This window comes from Kiritimatiellia bacterium (assembly GCA_018001225.1).
Lineage (GTDB): Bacteria > Verrucomicrobiota > Kiritimatiellia > CAIQIC01 > JAGNIJ01 > JAGNIJ01.
Window position 1 is genome coordinate 1 of sequence record JAGNIJ010000054.1, and the last position, 23931, is coordinate 23931.

22 protein-coding genes and 1 pseudogene are annotated in these 23931 nt (G+C 67.5%); 5 read left to right on the plus strand and 18 right to left on the minus strand.

Going from position 1 to position 23931, the window contains the following annotated elements:
* A partial coding sequence (locus KA248_14390) for an MBL fold metallo-hydrolase (GenBank protein MBP7831096.1) occupies positions 1–547 on the plus strand: 547 nt, incomplete at its 5' end.
* 28 nt (positions 548–575) lie between these two features.
* On the opposite strand, the gene KA248_14395 is transcribed toward KA248_14390, so the two are convergent.
* Genes KA248_14395 through KA248_14405 form a run of 3 tightly spaced genes read right to left on the minus strand, consistent with a single transcriptional unit; the run spans position 576 to position 2996 of the window.
* Positions 576–1469, minus strand: a complete 894-nt coding sequence (locus KA248_14395) for a hypothetical protein (GenBank protein MBP7831097.1) — start codon at positions 1467–1469, stop codon at positions 576–578.
* A gap of 10 nt (positions 1470–1479) precedes the next feature.
* Positions 1480–2307: a pyrroline-5-carboxylate reductase gene (locus tag KA248_14400; protein ID MBP7831098.1), complete on the minus strand. Its 828-nt coding sequence runs from the start codon at positions 2305–2307 to the stop codon at positions 1480–1482.
* Complete coding sequence (locus KA248_14405) at positions 2304–2996, minus strand: YggS family pyridoxal phosphate-dependent enzyme (protein ID MBP7831099.1); 693 nt, start codon at positions 2994–2996, stop codon at positions 2304–2306. Before KA248_14405 ends, KA248_14400 begins: the two co-directional genes overlap by 4 nt.
* A gap of 107 nt (positions 2997–3103) precedes the next feature.
* Between KA248_14405 and KA248_14410 the strand changes: the two genes are divergently transcribed.
* Complete coding sequence (locus KA248_14410; protein MBP7831100.1) at positions 3104–3412, plus strand: YunC family protein; 309 nt, start codon at positions 3104–3106, stop codon at positions 3410–3412.
* Position 3413: 1 nt separating this feature from the next.
* On the opposite strand, the gene KA248_14415 is transcribed toward KA248_14410, so the two are convergent.
* From KA248_14415 to KA248_14425, 3 genes are read right to left on the minus strand one after another with little or no spacing between them, the layout of a single operon-like run.
* On the minus strand, positions 3414–3767 hold the full coding sequence (locus KA248_14415; protein ID MBP7831101.1) for a hypothetical protein: 354 nt from the start codon (positions 3765–3767) through the stop codon (positions 3414–3416).
* 33 nt (positions 3768–3800) lie between these two features.
* The gene (locus KA248_14420) at positions 3801–5399 is read right to left on the minus strand and encodes a thioredoxin family protein (GenBank protein ID MBP7831102.1); all 1599 of its coding nucleotides are present in this window, start codon (positions 5397–5399) and stop codon (positions 3801–3803) included.
* Between the two features lie 9 nt (positions 5400–5408).
* Complete coding sequence (locus KA248_14425) at positions 5409–5960, minus strand: TlpA family protein disulfide reductase (protein MBP7831103.1); 552 nt, start codon at positions 5958–5960, stop codon at positions 5409–5411.
* A gap of 259 nt (positions 5961–6219) precedes the next feature.
* Between KA248_14425 and KA248_14430 the strand changes: the two genes are divergently transcribed.
* Positions 6220–7107, plus strand: a complete 888-nt coding sequence (locus KA248_14430; GenBank protein MBP7831104.1) for a hypothetical protein — start codon at positions 6220–6222, stop codon at positions 7105–7107.
* 20 nt (positions 7108–7127) lie between these two features.
* Positions 7128–8498 carry a CCA tRNA nucleotidyltransferase gene (locus KA248_14435; GenBank protein MBP7831105.1) on the plus strand — a complete coding sequence of 457 codons (1371 nt, stop codon included), beginning with the start codon at positions 7128–7130 and terminating at the stop codon, positions 8496–8498.
* Here the strand turns inward: KA248_14435 and KA248_14440 are convergent.
* The 12 genes and pseudogenes from KA248_14440 to KA248_14495 all read right to left on the minus strand — a co-directional run bounded on the left by KA248_14440 (position 8479) and on the right by KA248_14495 (position 23173).
* The gene (locus KA248_14440; protein MBP7831106.1) at positions 8479–9597 is read right to left on the minus strand and encodes a site-2 protease family protein; all 1119 of its coding nucleotides are present in this window, start codon (positions 9595–9597) and stop codon (positions 8479–8481) included. The two genes, KA248_14435 and KA248_14440, sit on opposite strands and share 20 nt — an antisense overlap.
* The gene (locus KA248_14445) at positions 9594–11195 is read right to left on the minus strand and encodes a bifunctional metallophosphatase/5'-nucleotidase (protein ID MBP7831107.1); all 1602 of its coding nucleotides are present in this window, start codon (positions 11193–11195) and stop codon (positions 9594–9596) included. Before KA248_14445 ends, KA248_14440 begins: the two co-directional genes overlap by 4 nt.
* A 7-nt stretch (positions 11196–11202) precedes the next feature.
* Entirely contained in the window at positions 11203–12486 is a 1284-nt protein-coding gene (gene clpX, locus KA248_14450) for an ATP-dependent Clp protease ATP-binding subunit ClpX (protein MBP7831108.1), read from the minus strand.
* 3 nt (positions 12487–12489) lie between these two features.
* Entirely contained in the window at positions 12490–13107 is a 618-nt protein-coding gene (gene clpP / locus KA248_14455) for an ATP-dependent Clp endopeptidase proteolytic subunit ClpP (GenBank protein MBP7831109.1), read from the minus strand.
* A gap of 95 nt (positions 13108–13202) precedes the next feature.
* On the minus strand, positions 13203–14504 hold the full coding sequence (gene tig / locus KA248_14460; GenBank protein MBP7831110.1) for a trigger factor: 1302 nt from the start codon (positions 14502–14504) through the stop codon (positions 13203–13205).
* A 71-nt stretch (positions 14505–14575) separates the two neighbouring features.
* Entirely contained in the window at positions 14576–15799 is a 1224-nt protein-coding gene (locus KA248_14465) for an electron transfer flavoprotein subunit alpha (GenBank protein MBP7831111.1), read from the minus strand.
* Positions 15800–15929: 130 nt separating this feature from the next.
* A pseudogene (locus KA248_14470) lies at positions 15930–16141 on the minus strand (type II toxin-antitoxin system HicA family toxin).
* Positions 16142–16292: 151 nt separating this feature from the next.
* Entirely contained in the window at positions 16293–17303 is a 1011-nt protein-coding gene (locus tag KA248_14475) for a transposase (protein MBP7831112.1), read from the minus strand.
* 165 nt (positions 17304–17468) lie between these two features.
* On the minus strand, positions 17469–19907 hold the full coding sequence (locus KA248_14480) for a hypothetical protein (GenBank protein ID MBP7831113.1): 2439 nt from the start codon (positions 19905–19907) through the stop codon (positions 17469–17471).
* 172 nt (positions 19908–20079) lie between these two features.
* Positions 20080–20865: an electron transfer flavoprotein subunit beta/FixA family protein gene (locus KA248_14485; protein ID MBP7831114.1), complete on the minus strand. Its 786-nt coding sequence runs from the start codon at positions 20863–20865 to the stop codon at positions 20080–20082.
* A gap of 36 nt (positions 20866–20901) precedes the next feature.
* Positions 20902–22065 (minus strand): acyl-CoA dehydrogenase family protein, encoded by a 1164-nt coding sequence (locus KA248_14490; protein ID MBP7831115.1) that lies wholly within the window; start codon positions 22063–22065, stop codon positions 20902–20904.
* A gap of 178 nt (positions 22066–22243) precedes the next feature.
* Positions 22244–23173: a rhomboid family intramembrane serine protease gene (locus KA248_14495; GenBank protein MBP7831116.1), complete on the minus strand. Its 930-nt coding sequence runs from the start codon at positions 23171–23173 to the stop codon at positions 22244–22246.
* A gap of 145 nt (positions 23174–23318) precedes the next feature.
* On the opposite strand from KA248_14495, the gene KA248_14500 reads away from it, so the two are divergent.
* Positions 23319–23931 (plus strand): S1/P1 nuclease (locus tag KA248_14500; protein ID MBP7831117.1); only part of this gene is annotated, 613 nt, incomplete at its 3' end.

Here is a 23931-nt window from a genome sequence, read left to right on the forward strand (position 1 = left end):
TCCCGGGGCCGACGCCGCGCTGATCCGCGACGCCATCCTCCGCCGGCGCCTCCGGCCGATCGCCTACCTCCTGACGCACAGCCACGTGGACCACGTCAGCGCGCTCACCGAGTTGTGCCGGGACTTTCCCGCCCCCGTCGTAATGAGCGAGCCCGACGCGCGATGGGCCTTCACGTCCATCAACGAACTGCCGCCCTGCTACGCGGCCCCGGCGGCGCCCCCGGCACCGCCTATCCTCGTGGGCGAGGGCGACTGGCGGACCGAGGGGCCCTTCTCCTACCGGGTGATCGAAACGCCCGGCCACACGCCGGGCGGGATCTGCTTTCATCTGGCCGCGGACGGGGTCCTGTTCGCGGGTGACACGCTGTTCCAGGGAACGGTGGGCCGCACGGACCTGCCCGGCGGCGACGCCCGCGCGATGGCCCGCTCGGTCAAGCGGCTGGCGGAACTGCCGGATGAAACCCGGGTTTATCCCGGGCACGGCCCCGCCACGACGATCGGTATCGAGAAGCGCACCAACTTCTTCATGCGCCGGGCCGCGTCCTGACCCGGAATCCACGGCCGGGACGGCCGTGTCACTTTGATTCTTCCCGTGGCCCGGGCATCTCGCCCGGGGGCTCGGACGACTCCTCCCCGGCGACCGGCCGCCAAGCGCCGGAAAGGCCAAGGACAATGTCCTGCTCGTCGGTCCGGACCAGTTCAAAAACAAATTCCTGCACCTCGCGATCGCCGACGCGACCCTTGTCGATGTTCAGGTGGACGTGCGTCATGCGGCGATTGGGCAGCCGCACCGGGGTCACGGCGAGATCGATGCCATCCGCCGCGGCCCGCTCCTGGCCCTCCGCGTCCCACCACGCGATGCGCCCGTCCCGAACCTCCAACGCCACCTGCTCCAGCCATTCCATGCCGTCCCGCGGCGCGTCTCCCGCCGCGGGCTCCGCTTCTTCCTTCTTCTCGCCGGACCCCGGCGGCGGCGAGGCGGGCTCCGGCTCGGGTAGCTCGAACCCGCCCCACTGCGCGACCTGCGCGCCCAGCCGTTCGAGGGCGGCAGGTTCCCAGCGTCCGGACAGGCCCGGCGCGAAGGAGATCGCCCCGCCGCGTACGGTCACTTTTCGGAACAAGGGCCCCGGCCGGACCAGGTCGGAGAACGACCAGAGCAGAAGCACCTCGCGGGCGCGGAGGCCGGGCTGGCCGTTCTTCTCGCTGTCGCGGGTGGACAAGCCTTCCAGCCGCAGGTTCAGCGCAGCGGTGGCCTCCACCCGCTTGAGCGAGACGGGCAGGCCCAGGGCCCGTTCCAGGCGTTCCTCCACCGCGACGCGGAATCCCCGCGTCCGGCTGGCGATGAACAGGCCGAGGTACACGATGCCGGCCAGGCAGATCGCGACGCCCAGGACATGGGCCAGGCGCCCGGACGAGCCTGGGCGGCGCTCCTCGGTAATGCGATAGGCGGGATCCTTGCTGCGGCTCATGAGGGCTCCGTCAGGTCTTCGACAGTTCCGCCGCGCGCCGGCGCGCGGCCTGCATGGCTTCGATCCAGGCGTCCAGCACGCCCTTCTCCCGGAGAACGTTCAGCGCCGCCTCGGTGGTGCCGCCCTTCGAGGTCACCCGCGCCCGCAACTCGGCGGGCGGCAGGCCGGTTTCCTTCATCAGCCGCGCGGAGCCCTCCAGGGTGGCCGCGACCAGGTCGCGCGCCGTATCGGGCGCGAGCCCGAACCGGTCCGCGGCCTGCAGCATCGCCTCCGCGAGGAAGAACACGTAGGCCGGGCCGCTGCCGCTGACCGCGGTCACCGAGTCCATGTCGCGCTCGCTCACGCGCACCGCCAGGCCCACGGCTTCCATCAGCGCGCCGGCCAGCTTCAGGTCCTGTTCCGTCGCCCAGCGCCCGCCGCACAGGGCCGAGGCGCCGGCCCGCACGAGGGAGGGCGTGTTGGGCATCACGCGGACCACCCGCGTGCCCTCCCCCAATCCTTCCTCGAATCGGGAGGTCGGGATGCCCGCAGCGATGGTGATGACCAGGACCGACGCCGGGATCGCGCCGCGTAGTTCCTTGAGCACCTCGCCCATGGTCTGCGGCTTGACGGCCAGGACGATCACGTCCGCCTCGCGCGCGGCCTCGCGATTGGATTCCAGGCCGCGCACGCCGAACTGTTTCTCGAAATAGTCCCGCCGCTCCGCGCGCACGTCCGTCACGACGAGCCGGTCGGGCGGGCACAGGCCGCCGGCCAGGATGCCCTTCACGAGGGCCTCGGCCATGTTGCCCGCGCCGACGAAGACCATTTTCCGGATGCCGAGTTTCGAGCCGCTCATGGACGCTCCCTTTCCCCGAAAAGGGCCGTCCCCACGCGCACCCAGGTCGCGCCCTCTTCGATGGCGATCTCCAGGTCGTGGGTCATGCCCATGGACAATTCCTCCAGCGCGAAGCCCGTCTCCCCGCGCCAGCCGTCGCGCAGTTCCCGCAGCCGCCGGAACCACGGGCGGGCCTCCGCCGGGTCCTCGGTGAACGGCGGCATGGTCATCAGGCCGCGGACCTCCACGTGGTCGAGCTCGTTCGCGCGCGCCAGCACGGCGGGGACCTCCCCGGGCGACAGGCCGAACTTCGAGCGCTCGCCGGACACGTTGACCTCGAGGAGCACGGGCATGATCTTGCCCGCCTCGGCGCTCGCGCGGTCGATGGCCTCCAGCAGGCGCACGGAATCCACGGAATGAATGTAGTCGAAGAGCTGGGCCGCCGCGCCGGCCTTGTTGCGCTGGAGATGGCCGACCAAGTGCCACGACAGTTGGCCCGGGCACTGCGGGATTTTCGCTTGCGCCTCCTGCACCTTGCTCTCGCCGAAAACCGTGAGGCCGCACTCCACGGCCTCGCGGATGCGGTCGGGTCCATGCGTCTTGGACACGGCGATCAGCCGCACCCCGGCCGGGTCGCGGCCTACGCGCGCGCAGGCGGCCGCGATCCTTTCCATGACCGCGCGCAAGCGCTCTGAAAAGCCCGGCTCCATGCCCGTGATATACCCCTTTTTCCAATGTTTGGAAAAAAGATTCGCCGGGTTTTCCAATCATTGGAAAAACGTGGTACCGTCGCCGTAAACGGAAACGGGAGGGTCGCATGATCCGACAGGAAACGGTTTCGCTGGAGCAGGGCCGGGCGGAGGGCCACGTCTCGCCGATCGGGCCGGTCAACCTGGTCTGGGTGACCACGCCGAACGGGATGATCGGCTGCGGGGCATTCGACGTCACCGTGCTGGAGCGGTTCCAGTATCCGGCCGCCCGCATGAAGGGCGCGGCCGGCAAGGTCGTCGCCACGATCGAGGACCTGCTCGAGGGCGAAGTGCGCGAGGCCAACGCCTTCGCAAAAGCCAGGGGGATCGAGGCCGGCATGACCGGCCGCGCGGCGCTGGCGAAGCTGCTGGGCTGATTCAGCGCTCGAACGGGTCGCGCGCGACGGGCTGGCCGCAGTACATGCAGTAGGGCCGGCGCTTTTCCATCGGGCGGCTGCACTTCGGGCAGAGCGAGGGCGGCTCGGGGGCGACGCGGCCGTCCAGCTTGCCGTCGCGCCGGTCGATCTCGTGAATGCGCCGCAGCAGTTCCTCCTCGGGGAGGTCGAACCTTTCCGCGAGGAGGCCCCACAGCGCCTCCGTGATCATCAGCAATCGCTCGACCTCGGCCCGGAGCGCCTGGATTTCGACCCGGTCGCGGGCGGCCCCCGCGTCCGTCCGCGCCGCTACATGGTCCGGGTTCTGAAACACGGATCGGAAAAAATGGTCCGGCATACAGCTCTCCTTTCGGTGTCGTCCGCCCCGCTTTTAGCGCGATCCGGGCACGGGTTTCAAGACCGCGTACGTCGGAAGACCCATGGCACCGAAGCGGTCCAGGATATCGGAGGCCGGCGGATCCGACGGCAGTTCGGCCTGGTACTTCACCACGAGATAGTCCGCCAGGCGTGCGGCCACGGCGGGATCCTTGAACGTGGTTTTTTCCATGGCGAGGCAGTTCTTGCACCACGTCGCCCAGAAATCGAGGAACACGGGCCGGCCGGATTCCGCGGCTTCGTTCAGCGCGGCGGCGAGGCCTTCGGCCGAATCCACGGCGCGCACGTGGGCGGCGGCGGTTTCCGCCGGCGCGGGGGCCGCGGGCGGCCGGAATAGGCGATAGGCGGTGTGCGCGTAGTAGAGCGCGAGGAGAAGGATGAGCACGCCGAAGACGCCTTTCACGGCGTTCATCCAGCGGCCGGGCTTGGGCAGGAACGACAGGCCCGCGCCGGCCAGCGGCCAGGGCAAGGCCATGCCCAGGCCAAGGACAAAGGGCAGCAGCAGGCCCACGACATGCCCCCGCGCGTACAGGTCGCCCGCGAGCAGCAGCACGGAGATCAGCACCGGCGCGACGCAGGCGCCCGCCAGCAGCGCGGCCACGACGCCCATGACCAGGGCGGCCGCAAAGCTCCCCTTCTTCCCGGACGCTCCGCCCTGGAACCGGCTCAAGTCGATTTGGATGACGTCGAACATGGCCAGGGCCAGCACGACGAAGAGCGCCGCGATCGCCGCGTTGAACCACGGCGACGCGTTGAGCGCGCCGAACCGCGCGCCGGTGAGCACGACCGCCAACCCCAGGACGCCGTAGGCCAAGGCCATGCCCAGGCCGTAGACCCCGCCGAGCGCGAACCCGCGCCCGCGCGAACCCGCCTGCGCCCCCGCGCCGATGATGGCCAGGTTGACCGGGATCATCGGCAGCACACAGGGAGTCAGGTTGAGGGCCAGCCCCCCCGCGAGGATCAGCGCCAGGGTGGCGAACCAGCCCAGCTTTTTCCAGCGGGCCAGGTCGTCCGAACCGGAGCCCGCGCCGCGATCCGCCTGGTCCAGGAAGGCCAGGAACGCCTCCGGCTTAAGGTATCCGGCGGCCGTCCCCGCCGTTTTAAATCGATCGAGTGCGGCGGACCAGTCGGCCGGAACCGCGGCGGGATCCGCGACCTCGGCGGAGACCGGCGTCGCCGCGGCCTCGCGCGCGGACTCCACCTTGAGCATCCGTTTTTCCGGGAAATAGCACACCGCCGGGTCGCATCCCTGGAAGGCGACCTCGATCTCCAGCGACGGAACCGGGGAAGGCAGGATATACAACCGCTCATGGGGGCGGTCGAAAACATCCATCTCCTCGCCGCTGTGCTTGTCCAGCTTGCGGACCGGGAGCGGCGGCTCGACCGGGATCCATTCGACGCCGGGCGGCGCGCTCACGCGGATGGAATCCGCATAGAGGTAGTGGTCCGGCGGCTGGGAGAAACTCACGCGCACGCCGGGCCGGCCGTCGTGCTCCTCGAACCGCGCGCTCACCTCGAAGGGGCTTTCTGCCGCGGCGAGCGCCGGCAGGACGGACCACCCGCCGGCCAGGACCAGGAGAAGGAGGCGATGCATGGCGCCCTCCTATGGCGCCGGCGCTTTCGCCTCGGCCAGCAGCGCGGCGATATCCGCCCGCAACTGCGCGTCCGGAACCACGCCCTCGTAGCGCTGACGGACCTTGCCCTGGGCGTCGAGCAGGAACTTCGTGGGCACGGCGCGGATGCCGCCGTAAGCCGCCTGGGTATCGGGGCCGGCCAGGCCGACGGGATACGGGATCGAAAATTTCGCCACGGCTTGCGCGACGCGCTCGGCCGATTCCTGGTCCACGGTCATGCCGACGAGCACGAAGCCCTGGTCCTTGAGATCCTCGTACAGGCGGCCCAGGTCGGGTAATTCGGAGCGGCAGGGCGGGCACCAGGTGGCCCAGAAATCCAGCAGCACGACCTGGCCACGGAAGGCGTTCAAATCGATCGTCTCGCCGGGGGTCTTGAGCGAAGGGATGGAAAACGCCGAAGCGGCCGGGCCCGCGGGCAGGATCTCGGGCTGCACGGCTTCCTCGCGTCCGGGCGGCTTGCAACCCGACAAGGCCACGAGCACGATCCCGGCGCACACCCTTGCTGCGATTCCGATCTTCATGAGGTCTCCTTCCGTGTTGGCGGAAGCATACGGCATTGGCGCCGGGTTTCAAGGACTCGACCCGTCCCGCCCGTCGCGGCCGCGCCTGCCACCTAACAAATCATCTCACGGCCGTGACTCATTATGTTACACTTGCGAGGGGCCACGAAGCGCCCAAAAAAAGCGATTTGGGTCCAATTATCCTTCTTGCGCATTGTACGACGCATTCCTATAGTGCGCGTGGATTAACGCGCTTAGCAGGATCCTTGAGGGTGAACACGTGAAGAAAAGGACGCGCTGGGGCCCGCCGGGATGGCCTTGGGAAATGGAACTGCTGGCCTTGGTTTTCGTAATCACGGCCATCGTGGTGCCCTATTATCTACAGGCGCAGGCCCCCTCCTCCGCCCAACTTTCCCTGCTGGCGCAGGCGGAGCAGGCCCAGGCCTCGCAGCGCGGCAGTTGGAGCGACCTGCAGGACTTCATCTGGGCCGTGATCATCGTCGGCATCTACCTGGCCCACCTCGTGATCGCGAGTTCCAGCATCGACTACATGTCCACGCCGTTCACGCACCTGTTCTCGCCGCTGGTGTTCTCGCTGATCACCTACTACCGCCTCTATACCCTCGCCAAGGGTTCGCCGACCGCCACCCCCATCGTCAGCGGCGCGCCGCTGGAGATCGTTCTTTGGATCCTGGGCGTGCTGGTCATCACCTTCATGGTGGCCCGCATCCGCATGGCCCGCTACATGCTGAACTTCAAGCACGTGGACTGGGATGTCTCCACGCCCACCGTGTTCGACCGCACCTTCTGGGAACTGGCGGTCTACCTCCGGCCGCTGATCTACCCGCCGCGCGTCTACCGCGCCTGCCCCAGCGGCATCCTGATCGAGGGCTGGGTGTACGCCATGCCGATCCCCTTCGAGACCATCCATTCCGTGGACGCCGTGCAGGGCGCGGGCTTCCTGTCCTCGGGCTACTGCCTGGCCACCTCGGCGAAATCGCTGGTCCGCCTGCAGATCTCCGAGAAGGCCGAGCCCCTGCTGATCTCGCCGAGGGACCGCGCCGAGTTCGTGCGCTACTGCGAGCAGCGCCTGGGCACGACCCGCCAGATCAAGATCCAGGCCGACACGCGGCGCGGCACCTCCGCCGGCACGACCACCCGGGGTTGAACCGGCCGCCCGGATCCGCCATGAATTCGCCCGGCGCCAGCCGTCTGCAGGAAACGGCGCGCGAGATCGTCCGTATCCTCCGCGACGCCGGATTCTCCGCGTACTGGGCCGGCGGCTGCGTCCGCGACCGGCTGATGGGCCGCCCCGCCAAGGACGTGGACGTCGCCACCAGCGCGCGGCCCGAGCAGGTCCAGGGGCTCTTCCCGAAGACCCTAGAGATCGGCAAGGCCTTCGGCGTGATCCAGGTCCTCCGGGACGGGCTCGCGTTCGAGGTGGCCACGTTCCGGCACGACCTCCCCTACCGCGACGGGCGGCACCCCGAAGGCGTGGCCTTCTGCGACGCGGAGGAGGACGCCAAGCGCCGCGACTTCACCATCAACGGACTCTTCTATGACCCGATCGCGGACCGCGTGCTCGACTACGTCGGCGGGCAGGACGACCTGCGGCGGCGCCTCATCCGGGCGATCGGCGACCCGGAGGCGCGGTTCCGCGAGGACCACCTCCGGCTGCTGCGCGCGGCCCGGTTCGCCTCGGTGCTGGAGTTCGACATCGAGCCCGCGACCGCGGAGGCCGTCCGCCGGCTGGCGCCGCTCCTGGCGGACGTCAGCGCGGAGCGCGTCCAGCAGGAGCTGACGCGGCTCCTGGTCGAGTCCCCGCGCGCGGGCCGGGGTCTGGCCCTCCTGCGCGACCTCGGCCTGCTCGCCGTCGTGCTCCCGGAAGTCGAGCGGCTCGTCGGCCAGGAGCAGCCGCCGGCGTTCCACCCGGAGGGCGACGTGTTCACGCACACGGTCATGATGCTGGACGCGATGAGGGACACCACGCCGGAACTGGCGTGGTCGGTCCTGCTCCACGACATCGGCAAGCCGCTCACCGCGACGCCGACGATCGAGGCGGACGGGTCCACCCGCCTCCGGTTCAACGAGCACGACAGCGTCGGGGCGGACCTCGCCGAGCAGATTCTTCGGCGGCTCAAGATGCCGAACGATCTCGTGGAGGCCGTCCGGCGGGGCGTGGCGAACCACATGCATTTCATCAACGTCCCGCGGATGCGCCGCTCCAAGCTGCGGCAGATGGCCGGCGCGCCGACCTTCCCTATGGAACTCGAACTGCACCGGCTGGACTGCCTGGCCAGCCATAGCGACTTGAGCAACTACGACTTCATGCGGCGGTTCATGGAGGAGTTGAAAAACGAACCGGTCCTGCCCCCGCCGTGGGTTCGCGGCGGCGACATCCTCGCGCTCGGCGTCCCGCAGGGGCCGCGGGTCGGCTACTGGCACCGGAAGGCCTACGAGGCGCAACTGGAGAACCGCTTCCCGGACCGCGAGGCCCTGCTGGAATGGCTGCGGCAGGTCATCGCGAACGAAGACGGGATCAGCCCAGGTCAATCGTGAAGCGCATTCGGTCGGCGGGCAAGCCCGCGGGCCGGTAGCGCACCTCGCGCAGGGCGAGGAACCGCTCGATATCCGCCGCGGCCAGCAGGCCGGCGAGCCGGCCATTTTCGATCACGGGAAACAGCGGCTGGCGCATCCGGCCGAGTTCCCCGTAGACGCGCGCCAGCGGGGCGTCGGGGTGGAGGGCCAGGAAATGCCGGCGGACGGCGGCGCCGACCGGCGCCTCGTCGCCCAGGTCGCGGATCGCGGCCATCCAATCCCCGCGCGCCAGCAGGCCCACCAGCCGCCCGTCCGCCTCGACCGCGAAATCCTCCTGCCGGCGATGCAGGGCCAGCTCCCGGCATCGGCGCAACGGTTCGTCCGGATGGAGCACCACGGAATCGGCAAGCATGGCGTCCCGGACGCGCGCGTCCCGGAGCGCGGCGCGGACGCGCACGGTGTGTTCTTCGCGGCCGGCCCCCAGGAAAATGAACACGCCGATGACGGCGAGGAAGGGATTCAGGTACAGGCCCAGGGCGATGAAGGCGACCGCGAACACCTGCCCCACGACGGCCGCCCAGCGCGTCGCGCGGTCGCGGGGCAGCTTCCAGGCCAAGGCGCTGCGCAGGACCCGGCCGCCGTCCATCGGGAAGGCCGGGACCAGGTTGAACAGGGCCATGACCACGTTCGCCCGCATCAGGATATCCAGCCATTCCCGCGCGCCGAGCTCCGCGGGCGCCTCCGTCCAGGACGGGAACCCGCCGCGCAGCAGGGCCAGGCCCAGGAAGATCACCCCGTTCACGGCCGGCCCCGCGAGGGCGACGAGGAACTCGTGCAGGGGGCGCTCGGGGATCCTCCGCATGAGCGCCACGCCGCCGATCGGCAGCAGCGTGATCGCCTGCACCTGGCCGCCGAAGCGGATCGCGACCAGGCTGTGGCCCAGCTCGTGGAGAATGACGCACGCGAACAGGCCGGCGAGCAGCGCCAGCGCCCAGAGGCTGGACCGCCATCCGCTGCCGTCGTTCCCCCACCAGGCGAACCAGCCCGCGAGCAGGAAGAACGTCCAGTGAATACGGATCTCCACGCCCAGGAGGCGCCCGATGGAATACGAGCCCTTCACGGCCTCTTCGTCTCGGCCGGCGCCGCGCGCGGGCTGGACAGCAGCCGTATTTCCTCGCCGGGTCCGAGGTCGAGCGGCCGGTGCTTGCGCAGGTAGCGGGCGACCGCTGCGCGGCTGTCGATGTCGGTCAGCTCGAAGCGGGTGTTGCTCTTCGAGACCAGGCGGCGCACCAGCGGGTAGCGCCGGCCGCCGGAGGCGAGCACGTAGCTGTTGATCGCGACGCGATACCGCTTCCGCCCGTGCAGCTTGCTCCCGTCCGGGAGCCGCACGTGGCGCACCTGCCGGCCCGGCGGGGCGGCGGGATCGAGGTCATAGGATAGCCCGAATATGCCCTGGAACTGGGTGGTGCCGAGATGCTGCGCGTTCTCTTCGAGCACGGCCTTGAGTTCCGCGGCGGTCAGGGAAAGCAGGCCGACACGGTTCTCGTACGGGACCAGGCGCCACAGGTCGCCGCCCGTGATCGGGCCCGCCGGGAGGGTTCCCTCCTCAAGGATGCCGTGGAGCACGATCTCCGCCCCGGACTCCTCCGCGATCGCCCGCGCGAGCAATTGCTGGACCGGCGACTGGCCCGGCGGCTTCACGGAGGCCACCAGGTCGCGCGCGGAGCGCCCGACGACCTTGCCCCGCTGCGCGGCGGTCCGATCCAGGCCGGCCTGCACCTCGGCCTGCAGCTCGGCGCAGGGCTCGACGTCGGGCCCGACGGGGAGCAGCTTCGACTCGACGCGGACGACGGCCCCTCGCACGGTGTCGTACACGAGGTCCACGCGGCCCAGGCCGGTGGCATAATAGCCCGCCTGCGCGTACCACACGTCGCGGATCCGGATGCCCGGCACGACCTGGTGCGTGTGCCCGCCGAGGATCATATCGAACTCCGGGAACGCCGCGGCGATGGCTTCCAGTTCGTTGGCCTCGTCGTCGGCAAACGGGCGCACGCCCTGGTGCAGCAGCAGGATGAGGATCTCGACCCCGGCCTCGCGGATCTCCGGCAACAGCCGCCGGAGCGCGGGGACGGACCGCTCGAACTCCAGGGGACCGAGGAACTCGGGAAGGAACCAGCCGGGGATGCCCGGCGTCGTCAGCCCCACGAAGGCCACCCGGATGCCGTCCACCTCGCGGATCAGGTAGGGATGGACCGCGCCCGCGGGATTCGGGACGCCCGGACGCGACCGGATGTTGGCGCCCAGCGCCGGGCTCGGGGCCGATTCGAGGATCTTCTGGAAGGACGCCAACCCCCAATCGAAATCGTGGTTGCCGACCACCCAGGCGTCGTAGCGCAGCCAGGCGACAGCCTGGCGGACGATCGCCGCCTTCGTGACGAAACTTTCCGGGCTGCCGATCCAGAGGTCGCCGCAATCCACGAGGAGCGCGCCGGGCGTCTCGGCCCGGATGTTACGAATCAGGGTCGCGCAGCGCAGGAGGCCGCCGACGTTGTCGCGGCCTTCGTAATCGCGGGTGGACTCGATGAATCCGTGCACATCGGTCGTGTGCAGGATCGTCACGGGGATTTCGCGGGAGGAGGCGGTCGCGGCCGCCAGGACCAGCAGAGCGCCCGCGATCCGCGCCAGGCCCCGTGCCGGGATGGACGGCCTTCTCTTCACGCCCGCCTCAAGCGGTCTGCTCTTCCTTGTCCGGATCGGCCGCCGGGGCCGCCGGCGGGGTCTCCTCCACGGACAGCCTCGCGGCCACGAAGGACCGCGTGATCCGCAGCCGCCGTGCGCCCGGCTTCTGCGGGATCTCGTACATCGCGTCGAGCATGACGCGCTCGAGCAGGGCGCGCAGGCCGCGGGCGCCCATCCCGCGGGCGCTCGCGCGGCGGGCCAGCTCGCGCAGGGCCGCGTCGCTGAACGTCAGTTCCACGCCCTCCATGGCCATGAGCTTCATGTACTGCCGCACCATGGCGTTGCGCGGCTCGGTGAGGATCCGCACCAGGTCGTCCTCCGTCAGCGGCTTGAGCGCGGAGACCACCGGCAGGCGCCCGACGAACTCGGGGATCAGGCCGAAATGCACCAGGTCCTCCGGCTCCACGTGCCGGAGCAGCGCGCCGCGCCCGGCGGACGCCGTCGCGGGCGCGCCGAACCCGATCGCACCCTTCCCCACCCGGCGCCGCACGATCTCCTCCAGCCCGACGAACGCCCCCCCGCAGATAAAGAGGATGTGCTCGGTGTTGATCTTGATGTATTCCTGCTGCGGGTGCTTCCGTCCGCCCTGCGGCGGCACGTTGGCCACGGTCCCTTCCAGGATCTTGAGCAAGGCCTGCTGCACGCCCTCGCCGGACACGTCGCGGGTGATGGACACGTTCTCCATGCGGCGCGCGATCTTGTCGATCTCGTCGATGTACACGATGCCCATGCTGGCGCGCTCGATGTTCTGGTCCGCCGCCTGGATGAGCCGCAGCAGGACATTCTCGACGTCCTCGCCGACGTAGCCGGCCTCGGTCAGCGTCGTGGCGTCGGAGATGCTGAACGGCACGTCCAGCAGGCGGGCCAGCGTCTTGGCCAGCAGGGTCTTGCCGGAGCCCGTCGGCCCGATGAGCAGGATGTTGCTCTTCTCCAGCTCCACGTCCGCGTGTTCGGGGGCGGCCCAGTCCTCGCGGACGTCCCGCAGGCGCTTGTAGTGGTTGTGGACGGCCACGGAGAGCACCTTCTTGGCGTGCTCCTGGCCGACCACGTATTCGTCCAACGCGGCCTTGATCTCGTGCGGGCGCGGGACCTTGAAGCCCGCCCTCGCGGGCTTGGCCGGCTCCTTCGCGGGCCCCCGCTCGATCATCGAGTGGCAAAGCTGCACGCACTGGTCGCAGATATGGACCTGCGGCCCGGCGATGAGCTGCCGCACCTCGGAAGCCGGGCGGCCGCAGAACGAACAGCGCTTGTTTTCCGGCTTCGCGGCCATGGCTCACCCCCCTTTCGCGGCGCCCTTCTTCCCCGTGACGACCTCGTCGACCAGCCCGTAGGCCTTCGCCTCCTCGGCGGCCATGAAGAAATCGCGGTCCGTGTCCTTCGAGATCACTTCGAGCGATTTGCCCGTGTGGCGCGAAAGAATCTCGTTGAGCCGGTCGCGCAGCCGCAGGATCTCCTTGGCCTGGATGCTGATGTCCGACGCCTGCCCCTCCACCCCGCCCCACGGCTGGTGGATCATGATCCGCGCGTTCGGCAGGGCGAACCGCCGGCCCGCCGAACCCGCCGCCAGCAGGACCGCCGCCATGCTCGCCGCCTGCCCGACGCAATAGGTGGTCACCGGGCACTTGAGAAACTGCATCGTGTCGTACAGGGCCAGGCCCGCCGTCACCGAGCCGCCCGGCGAATTGATGTAGAGGTTGATGTCCTTCTCGGCGTCCTCGCTCTGGAGGAACAGCATCTGCGCGATCACCAGGTTGCTGATCTCGTCGCTGATCGCCGTGCCGATGAAGATGATCCGGTCCTTCAGGAGGCGCGAGAAGATGTCGTACGCGCGCTCGCCGCGCCCCGTCTGCTCGACCACCATCGGAATGAGAACCTGCGCTCGCTCGGTCATAATGCCTCCCCGTTCCGCGCCCCGGGCCCCGGTAGGGCAGCCTGGCCCAGGCCGCCGCGGCGCGCCGGGCCGACGCGCCCTACCAACCATAGATACTATTCCTCTTTCACCTGCGCCTGCGCCAGCAGGAAATCCAGCACCTTGTTAAGCCGCACTTCGAAGCGAATATCGCCCAGGCTGTCCTTCTTTTCCAGTTCGGCCCGGATCGCCTCCGGCGTCGAGCGATAGCGCCGGGCCAACTCGGCCAGGCGGCCGGCGAGGTCCTCCTCGGTGGCCTCGACCTTCTCCTGATCGGCGATCCGGTGGAGGATGTAGCGCAGCTTCACGCGGTCCTGCGCGGTCCGGGCCGCGGTCTGGAAGACCTCGTCCTTCTTCTCCTCGATGGTCTCCTGCGGCACGCCGCGGGCGCGGCTGGACGCCACGATGTCGTAGACGGCATCGCGCGTTTCCCGGTCCACCACGGAGGCGGGCAGGTCCAGCGCGGTCTTCTCCAGCAGGTACTTCACGATCTCCCCGCGCAGCCGCGCGTGCTCCTGCTGCCCCTGCGCGGCGGCCAGGTCCTTGCGGATCTGGTCCCGCAGCGCCGCCTCGGACTCCATGCCCATCTTCTTGAAAAACTCCGCGTCCATCGCGGGCAGCTTCTTCTCGCGCACGCCCTTGACGGTGATGAAGTAGTCGGCCTTCCTGCCCGCCAGCGCCTTCTCGAAGTAGTCCGCGGGGAAGTCGACGGCCAGTTGCTTGCGCTCGCCGGCGGACATCCCGACCAGCGCCGTGCCGAGGCCCGGGATGATCGACTCCGGCTGGGCCGGGATCAGCTGGTCCGTGACCTTGCCCAGCATCTCCATCTTCGGCGCCAGCTCCGCGACCGGCTTGCCGTCGGCCACGCCCTCGTAGTCCGTCATCGCCAGGTCGCCCGTCTGCACCGCGCGGCCGGTCACTTCCTCCCACGTCGCCGCGCGGTCGAGGATGTCCTTCACCACCTCGTCCACGGCGGCGTCGGTGACATCCTGCTTCTTCTTCTGGAGCGGGATTTCCTTGTAGACCGGCAGCGCGAAGTCCGGCGATACGTCGAGGGTCATCTTGAAGGTCATCGGCGCCCCGGCGACGTACGAGACGTCCTCCACGGCCAGGACCTCGACCACGTGCAGGCTGTGCTGCTTCACGGCCTCGCGGTAGCCTTCGGGCACCAGGCGGTCCTTAACCTCTTTTTGAATGTCCTGCGCGAACCGCTTGCCGACGACCTCGCGCGGCGCGCGGCCGGGCCGGAAGCCGGGAATCTTCGCCTCGCGGGCGAACTCGCCGAGCACCTCTTCATACGTGGCGTTGACCTGTTCCGCGGGCACTTCGACGCGGACGGACTTGCGGCAGGGACCGATGTCTTCGATTTGGATGTTCATAGTTTAACAGGTAGGGGCGCCGCTCGCCGGCGCCCGCGGGCGTCGCTATCGACGCCCCTACGATTCACCGTTCATTCTCCTTTAAGCACCTTCGTAATCGCCGGCACCACTTCCGTCAGGTCGCCGACGATGGCGTAGTCGGCCACGTCGAAGATCGGCGCGTTGGGATCCTTGTTGATCGCCACGATGGTGTCGGAAGAGCTCATGCCGACCAGGTGCTGGATCGCGCCGGAGATGCCGCAGGCGATGTAGAGCTTCGGGCACACGGTCTTGCCGGTCTGGCCGACCTGGTGGAACGACGAGATCCAGCCCGCGTCCACCGCGCCGCGGCTCGCGCCGACGGCCGCGCCCAGTTCCTTCGCCAGCTCGAAGAGCAGCTTGAAGTTATCCGGCCCGCCCAGCCCGCGGCCGCCGGACACGATGATGTCCGCCTCGGCCACGTTGATCTCGTTGGTCATCTCGCGGATGACCTCGACGACCTTCGACCGGCCGGCCTTGATGTCCATGACCTCCTCGATCAGCGCGCCTTTCCGCTGCGGGTCGGGGGCGCCGGCCTTGAAGACCTTGTGGCGCACCGTCGCCATCTGCGGCCGGTGGTTCGGGCAGATGATCGTGGCCATGATGTTGCCGCCGAAGGCCGGCCGGGTCTGGAGCAACAGGTTATCCTTCGGGTCGATCTCGAGGCCCGTGCAGTCCGCCGTCAGCCCGGTCTTCACCCGGATCGCGACGCGCGGGATGAACGTACGGCCGATGCTCGTGCCGCCGGCGAGGACGACCTCCGGCTTGTGCTTCTTCACCAGGTCCGCGAAAACGTCCGCGTAGGCGTCCGAGTCGAAACCGGCCAGCGCGGGATGGTCCGCCAGGATCACCTTGTCCGCGCCGCGCGCGAACAGACCGTCGACCTGGCCCTTCATGTCGTGGCCCAGCAGGACGCCGACCAGCTCGGTCTTGCGCTGATCGGCGAGCTCGCGGCCCTTGGCCAGCAGTTCGAACGACACGCCCTCGATGTGCCCGACGCGCTGCTCGACGTAGACCCAGATGCCCTTGTACGCGTCGAGCGGCCGGTCCGCCGGCGCGGCGGCCTCGGGCTTGTCGAGTTTCATGGCGTCGAACTTGCACGTCGGCACGCACGCCCCGCACAGCGTGCAGGAGACCTCGACCTTGACGATGCGTTTGAACTTGCTCGGCGGCAGGCCGAGCTTGTCCCGCATCTCCAGCGTCAGCGCGCCGAACGGGCAGGCCTTCAGGCAGATCCCGCAGCCCGTGCATTTGTCCTGGATGATTTCAAGCGCCATATGTAGTGCTCCATCGCATTCCGGCGCCGTCCCTATCCTTGAGGCCCGGCCCGTTTCGATCTTTCCATGTATCAGGCCGGGAGCCGGAAGTCGAGTCCATCCGCCGGAAACGAGATCCCCCGGGGAATCCTCACAGCAAGGCCTTGAACTGTTCCGGCGTCAACCCGCGGTCCTGGCGATGTAGCCCATGGTGACGGCATGCATCGGATTGTGGCGGGGGATGGTGACGATGCACGTCCCGTTGCTCATCACGATGTGCTTGCCCTGCCGAATGGTTTTGAACCCGATCTTCTGCAAGGCGCGGACGGCCGCCTGATGATTCACCCTGGGAATGACGGGCATGGTCAGGCCATAATGGTTCGTGCACGATCCGGCCCGCGAACTCGGGTCATAGAAGGTCATAGAAGGGGTCAGAGATAGAAGCAGATAGAAGGGGTCAGAGGATAGAAGGGGTCAGGCCTTGATTATAAGGATAGAAGGGGTCAGGCCTTGATTAGTGATTAAGAACAAGCCTTTTCCGCAATCGCTCATATCTCTTCCTTAACCTCCGCTCCTTCTCAAGTCGAACCGTCAATTCCGAGAGTCGGCGCGATATACCTGATCCGTCCAGCAACCCCAGATGGACCGCCACACCCCGTTGCGTCAAACCCGCTTCCTCCTTCATTAGCTTCATCGCCAACACGCGGGCATCCGAGACGCTCCTTCGTTTGGTCAGGCTCTCCTGATCCACTGCGTACTCTGCGCATACCACCTTAAAGACCTGATTTGCTGTCACTGGCGTTTCCACCCGCCGCATGGCCACATCCAGCGGCTGTTTCTGTCTCTCTGTCAATTCCCGATACAGCGATTCCGCCCACCGGCAGAAGGCTGCTCCTCCCACCGCCTTGCTCGATTGTTCCAGGGCCTCCTTCAGTTCATCATCATCTTGCGCCAATCCTGATTCCACATACGCCCGATAGTGCCCGGCTTGCCCTCCGCGTCCCTGTCCGACCAAATCGCCTAGCGGCCCGTAGTCCACCCACTTCGCCCGCCGCTCCATCCCGGCATACCCCCGGTAGCTGCTCCACCGATACGCCCGCAAGGCCTTCGTCTTCTCCTCCAGCGTCGCACTCTTCAGCCGGGCGAGCTTCACCGGATTCAGATGCACGTACCGCGTCAGGCGAAGCAGATACTCATCCCCCTCCACCAGTTTCGCTTTATACCGTCCGCCCAGAAGATGCCCGCTGCGTCGGTGCTTCCTATTGAAATACACCGTGTACGCTCCATTGAACTGCTGCATGAAAACCGCCAGATTGGCCCGTGGCGTCTCGACCAGCAGGTGATAGTGGTTGGTCATTAGCACGTAGGCGTATAGCCGCACATGGTGCGCCTCGATCTGCTCGGCCAGCGTCTCCAGAAACCGTTCGTGATCGCGGTCGCCGCGGAAGATCGCCCGGCGCTCGTTCCCCCGCGCCGTGACGTGGTAGATCGCCCCTTCGAACTGAACCCGCAATGCTCGCGCCATGCCCTTGCAATACAACAAGCACCACTCGCCGCGCAAGCCTTTAATCACTAATCAAGGCCTGACCCCCTACTTCTGACCCCCTACTTCCCCCCCTACTTCCTAGCAGACCCCCTACTTCCTCTGACCCCCTACTTCCTCCTAGGGCTCGATTGCATGGCTCGGGAACTACCTGCGACAGGGACTGACCAGGCTGATCCTCTCCAGCGCTTCGTCAATGAGCATATTGGCGGGGGCCGCGCTCCAGAGCTGGATGGGCGTGGATATCCCCATGGGTTCCGCCTGCCAGACTCCTTCGCCCGCCCTGGCGGGGGCGTATTTGAACACTTCGGACGTGGCAAGCGGGCCCAGTTTTACCAGGGCGGTTTTGGTTTTCAGCAGGATGGTCCGGACCCGTTCGACATCCTCCGGCGTTAGCCCGTTCCGGAGGTTTCCGTTCGGATCGATGCCCTGCCACACCAGGTTATGAACGCCATGGATCAGGGCGAACAGGGTCCAGGGCCAGGCGCCGCGTCCGTGATATTCATCCGGCCCGAATTTGACCCAAGCGTTCTTGCAAGGATCCTGCAAGGCCGGGATGTCCCTGGGGGCGTACACATTGTTGGTGATGGCCATGCCGCTGTCATCCTCCATGAACCCTAGGCCGAAGGGATAGGAGAGCATGAGGGGCCGGACGATCTTCCGGACCTGTTCTGCGGCGGGATTGCCGAACAACAGGAAAAACACGTCGTCGCAGTGCATGAGCGGCAGCGGCTGGCCCGCGGGGTCCAGAAGCAGGGCCGTGAACTCAAGGCCCTCCTTCACGGTTTCGGGCACACGATCGCTACGGAGAAAATCGGCGACGGTGACGCCGCTTTCCCTGCAGCGCAGCATGGCCTCCCGTTCGTGCAGGCCCCGGTCCCGATCGCCCCAGGTCACTTCGCCGTTCGCCAGTCCTTCCAGATATCGCTCCAGGTTCCGGCGAACTTCATCCACCGAGCGCCGGACGAGGAAATGCTCCCGCATCCGGTCCCAGTTCCACGCTTCCCTGGCGGCGACGAAACGGCCAGGTTCTTCCAGGTATTCGCGAAGGACGTCCAGGGCATGCGTTTTCGCCGCATCCAGAAGATCTGCTCCACGGCCCATGGCGCGGATTCGGGCGATCATCTCCCGTGTGGCGTCCACAGCCATGGGCACGAGATTGACGTTGATGTCCTCGGACCGGAAATGCCAGGGGAGGTTATACGTGTCGCGCCAATTGGCGGCGCCGGCAATGGATGACACCAGCATTGCACCGGTCTCCTTGAACTCGTCCGGGTGCGCCGCGACGATCTGTGCCGGAGCGAGATCGCGATGCCTCTCGCGCAGATCCTGCCACGCCCCGATATACGGCGCCGCGGCCTTCAGCAGGTAGTTCCCATTTCGCAGGAGCGTGATCAGGTTCGATTCCGTCCGGCCCAGGACCGGGTGATTTTCCTGTAGCCACCGGGATAAATCCCCGTCGCCGAGTTCCCTGAACCAGTGAGCCGCCGCGGGCGGGAACATGAACGTCTGGTCCAGCACATCCAGGAAGGGATGCTCCGGAACGGTTCCGTCCACGATGGTCCGCATGATGTGCCGGGCGCGCTCCAGGTTGCCGCGGTCGTATTCACGGAAGAAGCTCTCAATGGCATCCATGACGGCCCGGTCGTCGGTCCATTCATCCGTCACGTTGACGATGCCGTCCTCCGAAATTGCGTTCGCGACGCTCTGGATGCCGACACGCCTGGCCAGCGGAGACAGGACCGGCCACATGATGCGCAACGAGATGAGCGTATCGCGGCCAAAGTAGGACAGGAAATTCCAGGAGCCGGCGAGGAACTTTTCCCGGTACGACAGGAATTCAAAATGGCGGATCGCCTCGGCAAAATGCGGGTCTTTCTCCGCCAGGGCCCGGCCGCGATCGTTTACCAGCTCGATGAATGACACGGGCGTGAGCCGTTCAAAGTCGGTTGAGGCGCGGAGGACCAGGCGGAGCGGGGCGTTGTCGGACGGATTCTTCCGTGAAACGCGAAGACTGTCGCCGACCAGGCGGACATCCACGGCCTGTCCGCCGGTGAATTCCAGCCGGTAACGGTGCTTCCCATCCAGGGCCCGGCGAGTAAAGGTAATCCGGTTCGATGGAGCGTCCGCGACGGAGCCGATGATCCGCCCGCGATCAGCCAGGTCCAGCAAAGACATACCCAGGGCAAGTTCGATTTCCTTGATCCCGCCGGACCGGATCAGATTCTTCAATCGGTTCTCGTTGCGATTATCGGGGTCATCGCCGAACCTCGCGATCAGTGTATGGTGCAGGAGGATGGACGCAACCGGGATGGCAAGTTCCGGCGATGCGGAGACCAGGGCGAGCGAGACGCCGTTTTGACCGTCCGCTTCGGCGAAGGCGGCGGGAGCCTCCGCCAGGGTCCAGCCCGCCGGCTGGGCGGTCTCGAAGCACAAGGCGGCCTTGCCGGCCGGCATGGCCACCACCACGCGGCGGGAATGGTCGTCGACCGGGATTTGAATGTGCGCGGCCACCCGGGTCCGCCCATCCCGCACCAGGATGTTCTCGAAGGAGCCTTCCGTTTTTCTAAGAAACAGCGTGGGCATCGTTGTCTCATCCTTATTCGCCAGGCCATTCTACAGGGATTCGAGGCACGGGGATTCAAGCCAAGGGCCGCGGCGGCGGGGGCGTAGTACTGCAATCCCAGCCTCCTATCCCGCCATGGAACAACCGTCGCGGGAGCACTAGCGGCGGCCCGCCGCTTCGGCCCGGGCCCCGCTAAATGACTTTCTGCTCCTTCAGGCGGCTGACGATCTCCCGGGCGGCGACGCTTGGCTCGGTGCCGTCGATCCGCACGCCGGAACTCTTCTTGGGCGGGGTGAAGATCTTCACCACGCGCGTCGGCGAGCCCTTCAGACCGATCTCCTTCGGGTCCGCCTGCACGGCCTCCGCCGTCAGCACCTTGATCTCGGCCTTCTTCGCCCGCATGCGGCCCTTGAGCGAGGCCATTCGCGGGACGTTCATCTCCTTGACGGTGGTCAGCACGCACGGCAGCGGGGCCTCGATCTTCTCGTAGCCGTCCTCGAAGGTGCGCTCGATCAGGGCCTTGCCGTCCTTGACCTCCAGCTTGCGCACGTAGGTGATCACCGGCCACCCGAGGAACTCCGCGACGCCCGGCCCGACCTGCGCCGTGTCGCCGTCGATCGCCTGCTTGCCGCAGAAGACCAGGTCCACGGCGCCGAGCGTGCGGATGCCCTGGGCCAGGGCGTAGGAGGTCGCCCAGGTGTCCGAGCCGGCGAAGGCGCGGTCGCAGAGCAGGACGATGTCGTCCGCGCCGCGGGCCATGGACTCGCGCAGGGCCGTGTCGGCCTGCGGCGGGCCCATGCAGAGCACCGTGACCTTCGCCCCGCTCGTCTCCTTGAGGACGAGGGCCGCCTCGAGGGCGTTCTCGTCGAAGGGATTGATGATCGCCTCGACGCCCTCGCGGATCAGGGTGTTCGTCTCCGGGTTGATCTGCACCTTCGTGGTGCCCGGGACCTGCTTGATGCAAACGACGATGTGCATACGATCTCCTGCGCGGATGCCGACCGGCCCCGTTGATCAGGCCTTCCTGGACGCGTATTCCTTGATCAGCGCCGCGCCGATCACGTCGCGCTGGACCTGGTTGGTCCCCTCGTAGATCTGCAGGATCTTGGCGTCCCGCATCATCTTCTCGACGGGGTATTCCTTCATGTAGCCGTACCCGCCGAGGAGCTGGACGGCCCACGTGGTCACGTCCATGGCCACGTCCGTCGCGAAGAGCTTGATCATGGCCGAGTATTTCGAGATGTCCTTGGTGCTCTTGTCCGCCGTGCGGCAGACGGCGTAGAGCAGCGCGCGGGCGGCCTCGGTCTTCGTCGCCAGGTCCGCCAGCGTCCACTGGTAGCCCTGGTTCGCGATGATGGGCTTGCCGAACTGGACGCGCTGGCGCGCGTAGTTGATCACCTCGTCCAGCGCGCCCTGCGCCAGGCCCACGCCCTGCGCGGCGATGCCCGGCCGCGACACGTCGAAGGTCTTCATGGCGATGATGAAGCCCATGCCCTCGCGGCCGATGAGGTTCGCCGCCGGCACCTCGCAGTCCTCGAAGATCAGCTCCCGCGTCGCCGACGCGTGGATGCCCAGCTTGTTTTCCTTCTTGCCGAAGACGAAGCCCGGCATGCCCTTCTCGAGGATGAAGAACGACGCGCCGCGCGCGCCCTTGCTGCGGTCCGTGATGGCCATCACCGTGTAGGTGTCCGCCTCGCCGCCGTTGGTGATCCACTGCTTGGTGCCGTTGAGGATATACTTGTCGCCCTTCTTCACGGCCGTCGTCTGGATGCCGCCGGCGTCGCTGCCGGCGTTGGGCTCGGTCAGGGCGAAGGCGGCCAGCTTCTCGCCCTTGGCCAGCGGGGGCAGGTATTTTTTCTTCTGCTCGTCCGAGCCGCCGATGATGATCGGGTCCGCGCCGAGGGCGTTCGCGGCGTAGGAGACGGACACACCGATACAGACGCGGCTCAACTCCTCGATGGCGATGACGAAATCCAGCATGCTCTCCGCGCCGAACCCGCCGTATTCCTCGGGAATGTAGAGGCCCATCAGGTCCATCTTGCCCAGCTCGTTGAGCAGCTCGCGCGGGAAGATTTCCTTCTCATCCAGTTCGGCCCGAACGGGTTTCACCCGCTCCTCCGAGAACTCGCGCATGATGTTGCGAATCTCAAGCTGCTGTTCCGTCAGCCCATAGTCCATTTCCGCCATGGTGTCCTTCCTCCCCGCTCGGTTTTCGCGCCGGCGTTCCGGTCCCGGCCTATCCGGGCGGGCAAAGTAAATACGGTTCGGGGCCGGGAATCAAGAGGTTTCAGTGTTCGGTGTTCAGTGTTCGGGGAGGAGCCAGGAGGCCGCTTGGCGGCGCGCGGGACCGCGTGCCCTACCTTGCCGCGGCGATCATCCACACGAACGCGCCGAGGGTCGCGGCGGCACAGAGGCCGGCCAGGGCGTTCCAGAGCGGATCGAGCCGCTCGCGGCGGGCCCGTTCTCGCTCGACCAGGAAGCCGAGCAGCGCGCCGACCGCCAGGCCGCCGGCGTGCGCGATGTTGTCGGCGCGGACCACGAGGCCGAACAGGAAGCCGTACGCCGCCCAACGGAGGAAGAAATCGCGTTGCATCCGGCCGGCGAAGCCGCCGTAGAAATGGGCATAGCTCATGCCGAACCCGATCAGCCCGAAGAGCGCGCCCGAGGCGCCGGCGACGATCGAGACCGGGGCGCGGAACAGGACGTCCGCCAGTCCGCCGCCGATCAGCGAAAGGGTATAGACCACGAAGAAGCGCGCCCGGCCGACCTGCTCCTCCAGCACCGGGCCGACCTGCGAGAGGGCGATCATGTTGAACGCGATGTGCATCAGGCCGATGTGCAGGTAGCCGTACGTGATCAGCCGCCAGCCCTCGCCTTCCCGGAACAGGGCCGGGACCAGCGCGCCCATCTCGACCAGCATCCGCGTCCCGGGATTGAAGAGCGCGCCGAACCCGAAGAACAGGATCGCCGCCAGCATCACCAGCCCGTTGGCCGCGAGCAGCATGCCCGTGACGGGCACCCACGACGGCAGGACGAGGGCCAGGCGGCGCTTGATGTACTGCGACCGCCAGCCCGGTGCGGGGGCCTGGCAACGGGGGCAGACCTTCTCGTCACGGACGAGGATCGCCCCGCAGGTTTCGCAGAACTTGTACCGGGAAGCCGCGCGGTTTTCGGGCGCGGCGCGTTCCGCGCGGCGCTCTTCCCTCCGCTGCTGCCAGCGCAGGATCCGCCACTGCCAGCGCGTGCCGTCCATGCCCAGCCGGTCGAAGAAGTCCTTCCAGTTCACGCCCGGCACTAAAGCACAGAAACGCCCCCGCGCGGAAGGTTTTTCAACGGTGGCTGAAAAATGCTGTATAGTGGTGGTTCGAATACCCGATGACCTCATCATGAACCGCGGGCGCATATCACGGGCGTCAGCCGCCGGGATGGTCTTGACCGTCCTGCTTCAAGCCGCAACGGCGTGGAGCCCGGAGGGACACACGATCGTGGCGGACATCGCCGTTCGCCGCCTGACCCCGCGCGCCCGGGAGCAGGTGCGCGCCATCCTGGGCCGGCAGCAGCTCGGCGATTACGAGGTGGCCTGCTGGCCGGATATCATCCGGGGCGACAGGGAATACGAGAAGCTGTACCCCAAGAACAGCCGCTGGCACTACGTGGACTTCAACGTCTTCGACCCCGTCGAGGCCCTTCGCCTGCCGGAGGACGGACAGGATATCGTCAGCCAGATCCGGCGCTGGCACGAGGAACTGGGCCGGCCGGACCTGCCCCGCGACCGGCGGCAAGCCGCGTTGTGCTTCCTGGTCCACTTCGTCGGCGACGTGCACCAGCCTCTGCATTGCGCGTATCGGTATAACGACGCCGGCGCCAACTTCCTTCCCGTTCGATCTTTCCGGGGGGAGCATTTCACCGCGGACGATTCCACGGCCCTGGACTACCCGCTCAACCTGCACGGCGTCTGGGATGACGCCATGGTGCGCGAGATCATGGCCGGACGAGATCCGGACAGCGTGGCCCGGCAGTGGGACCGCGAGATCACTCCCGAAC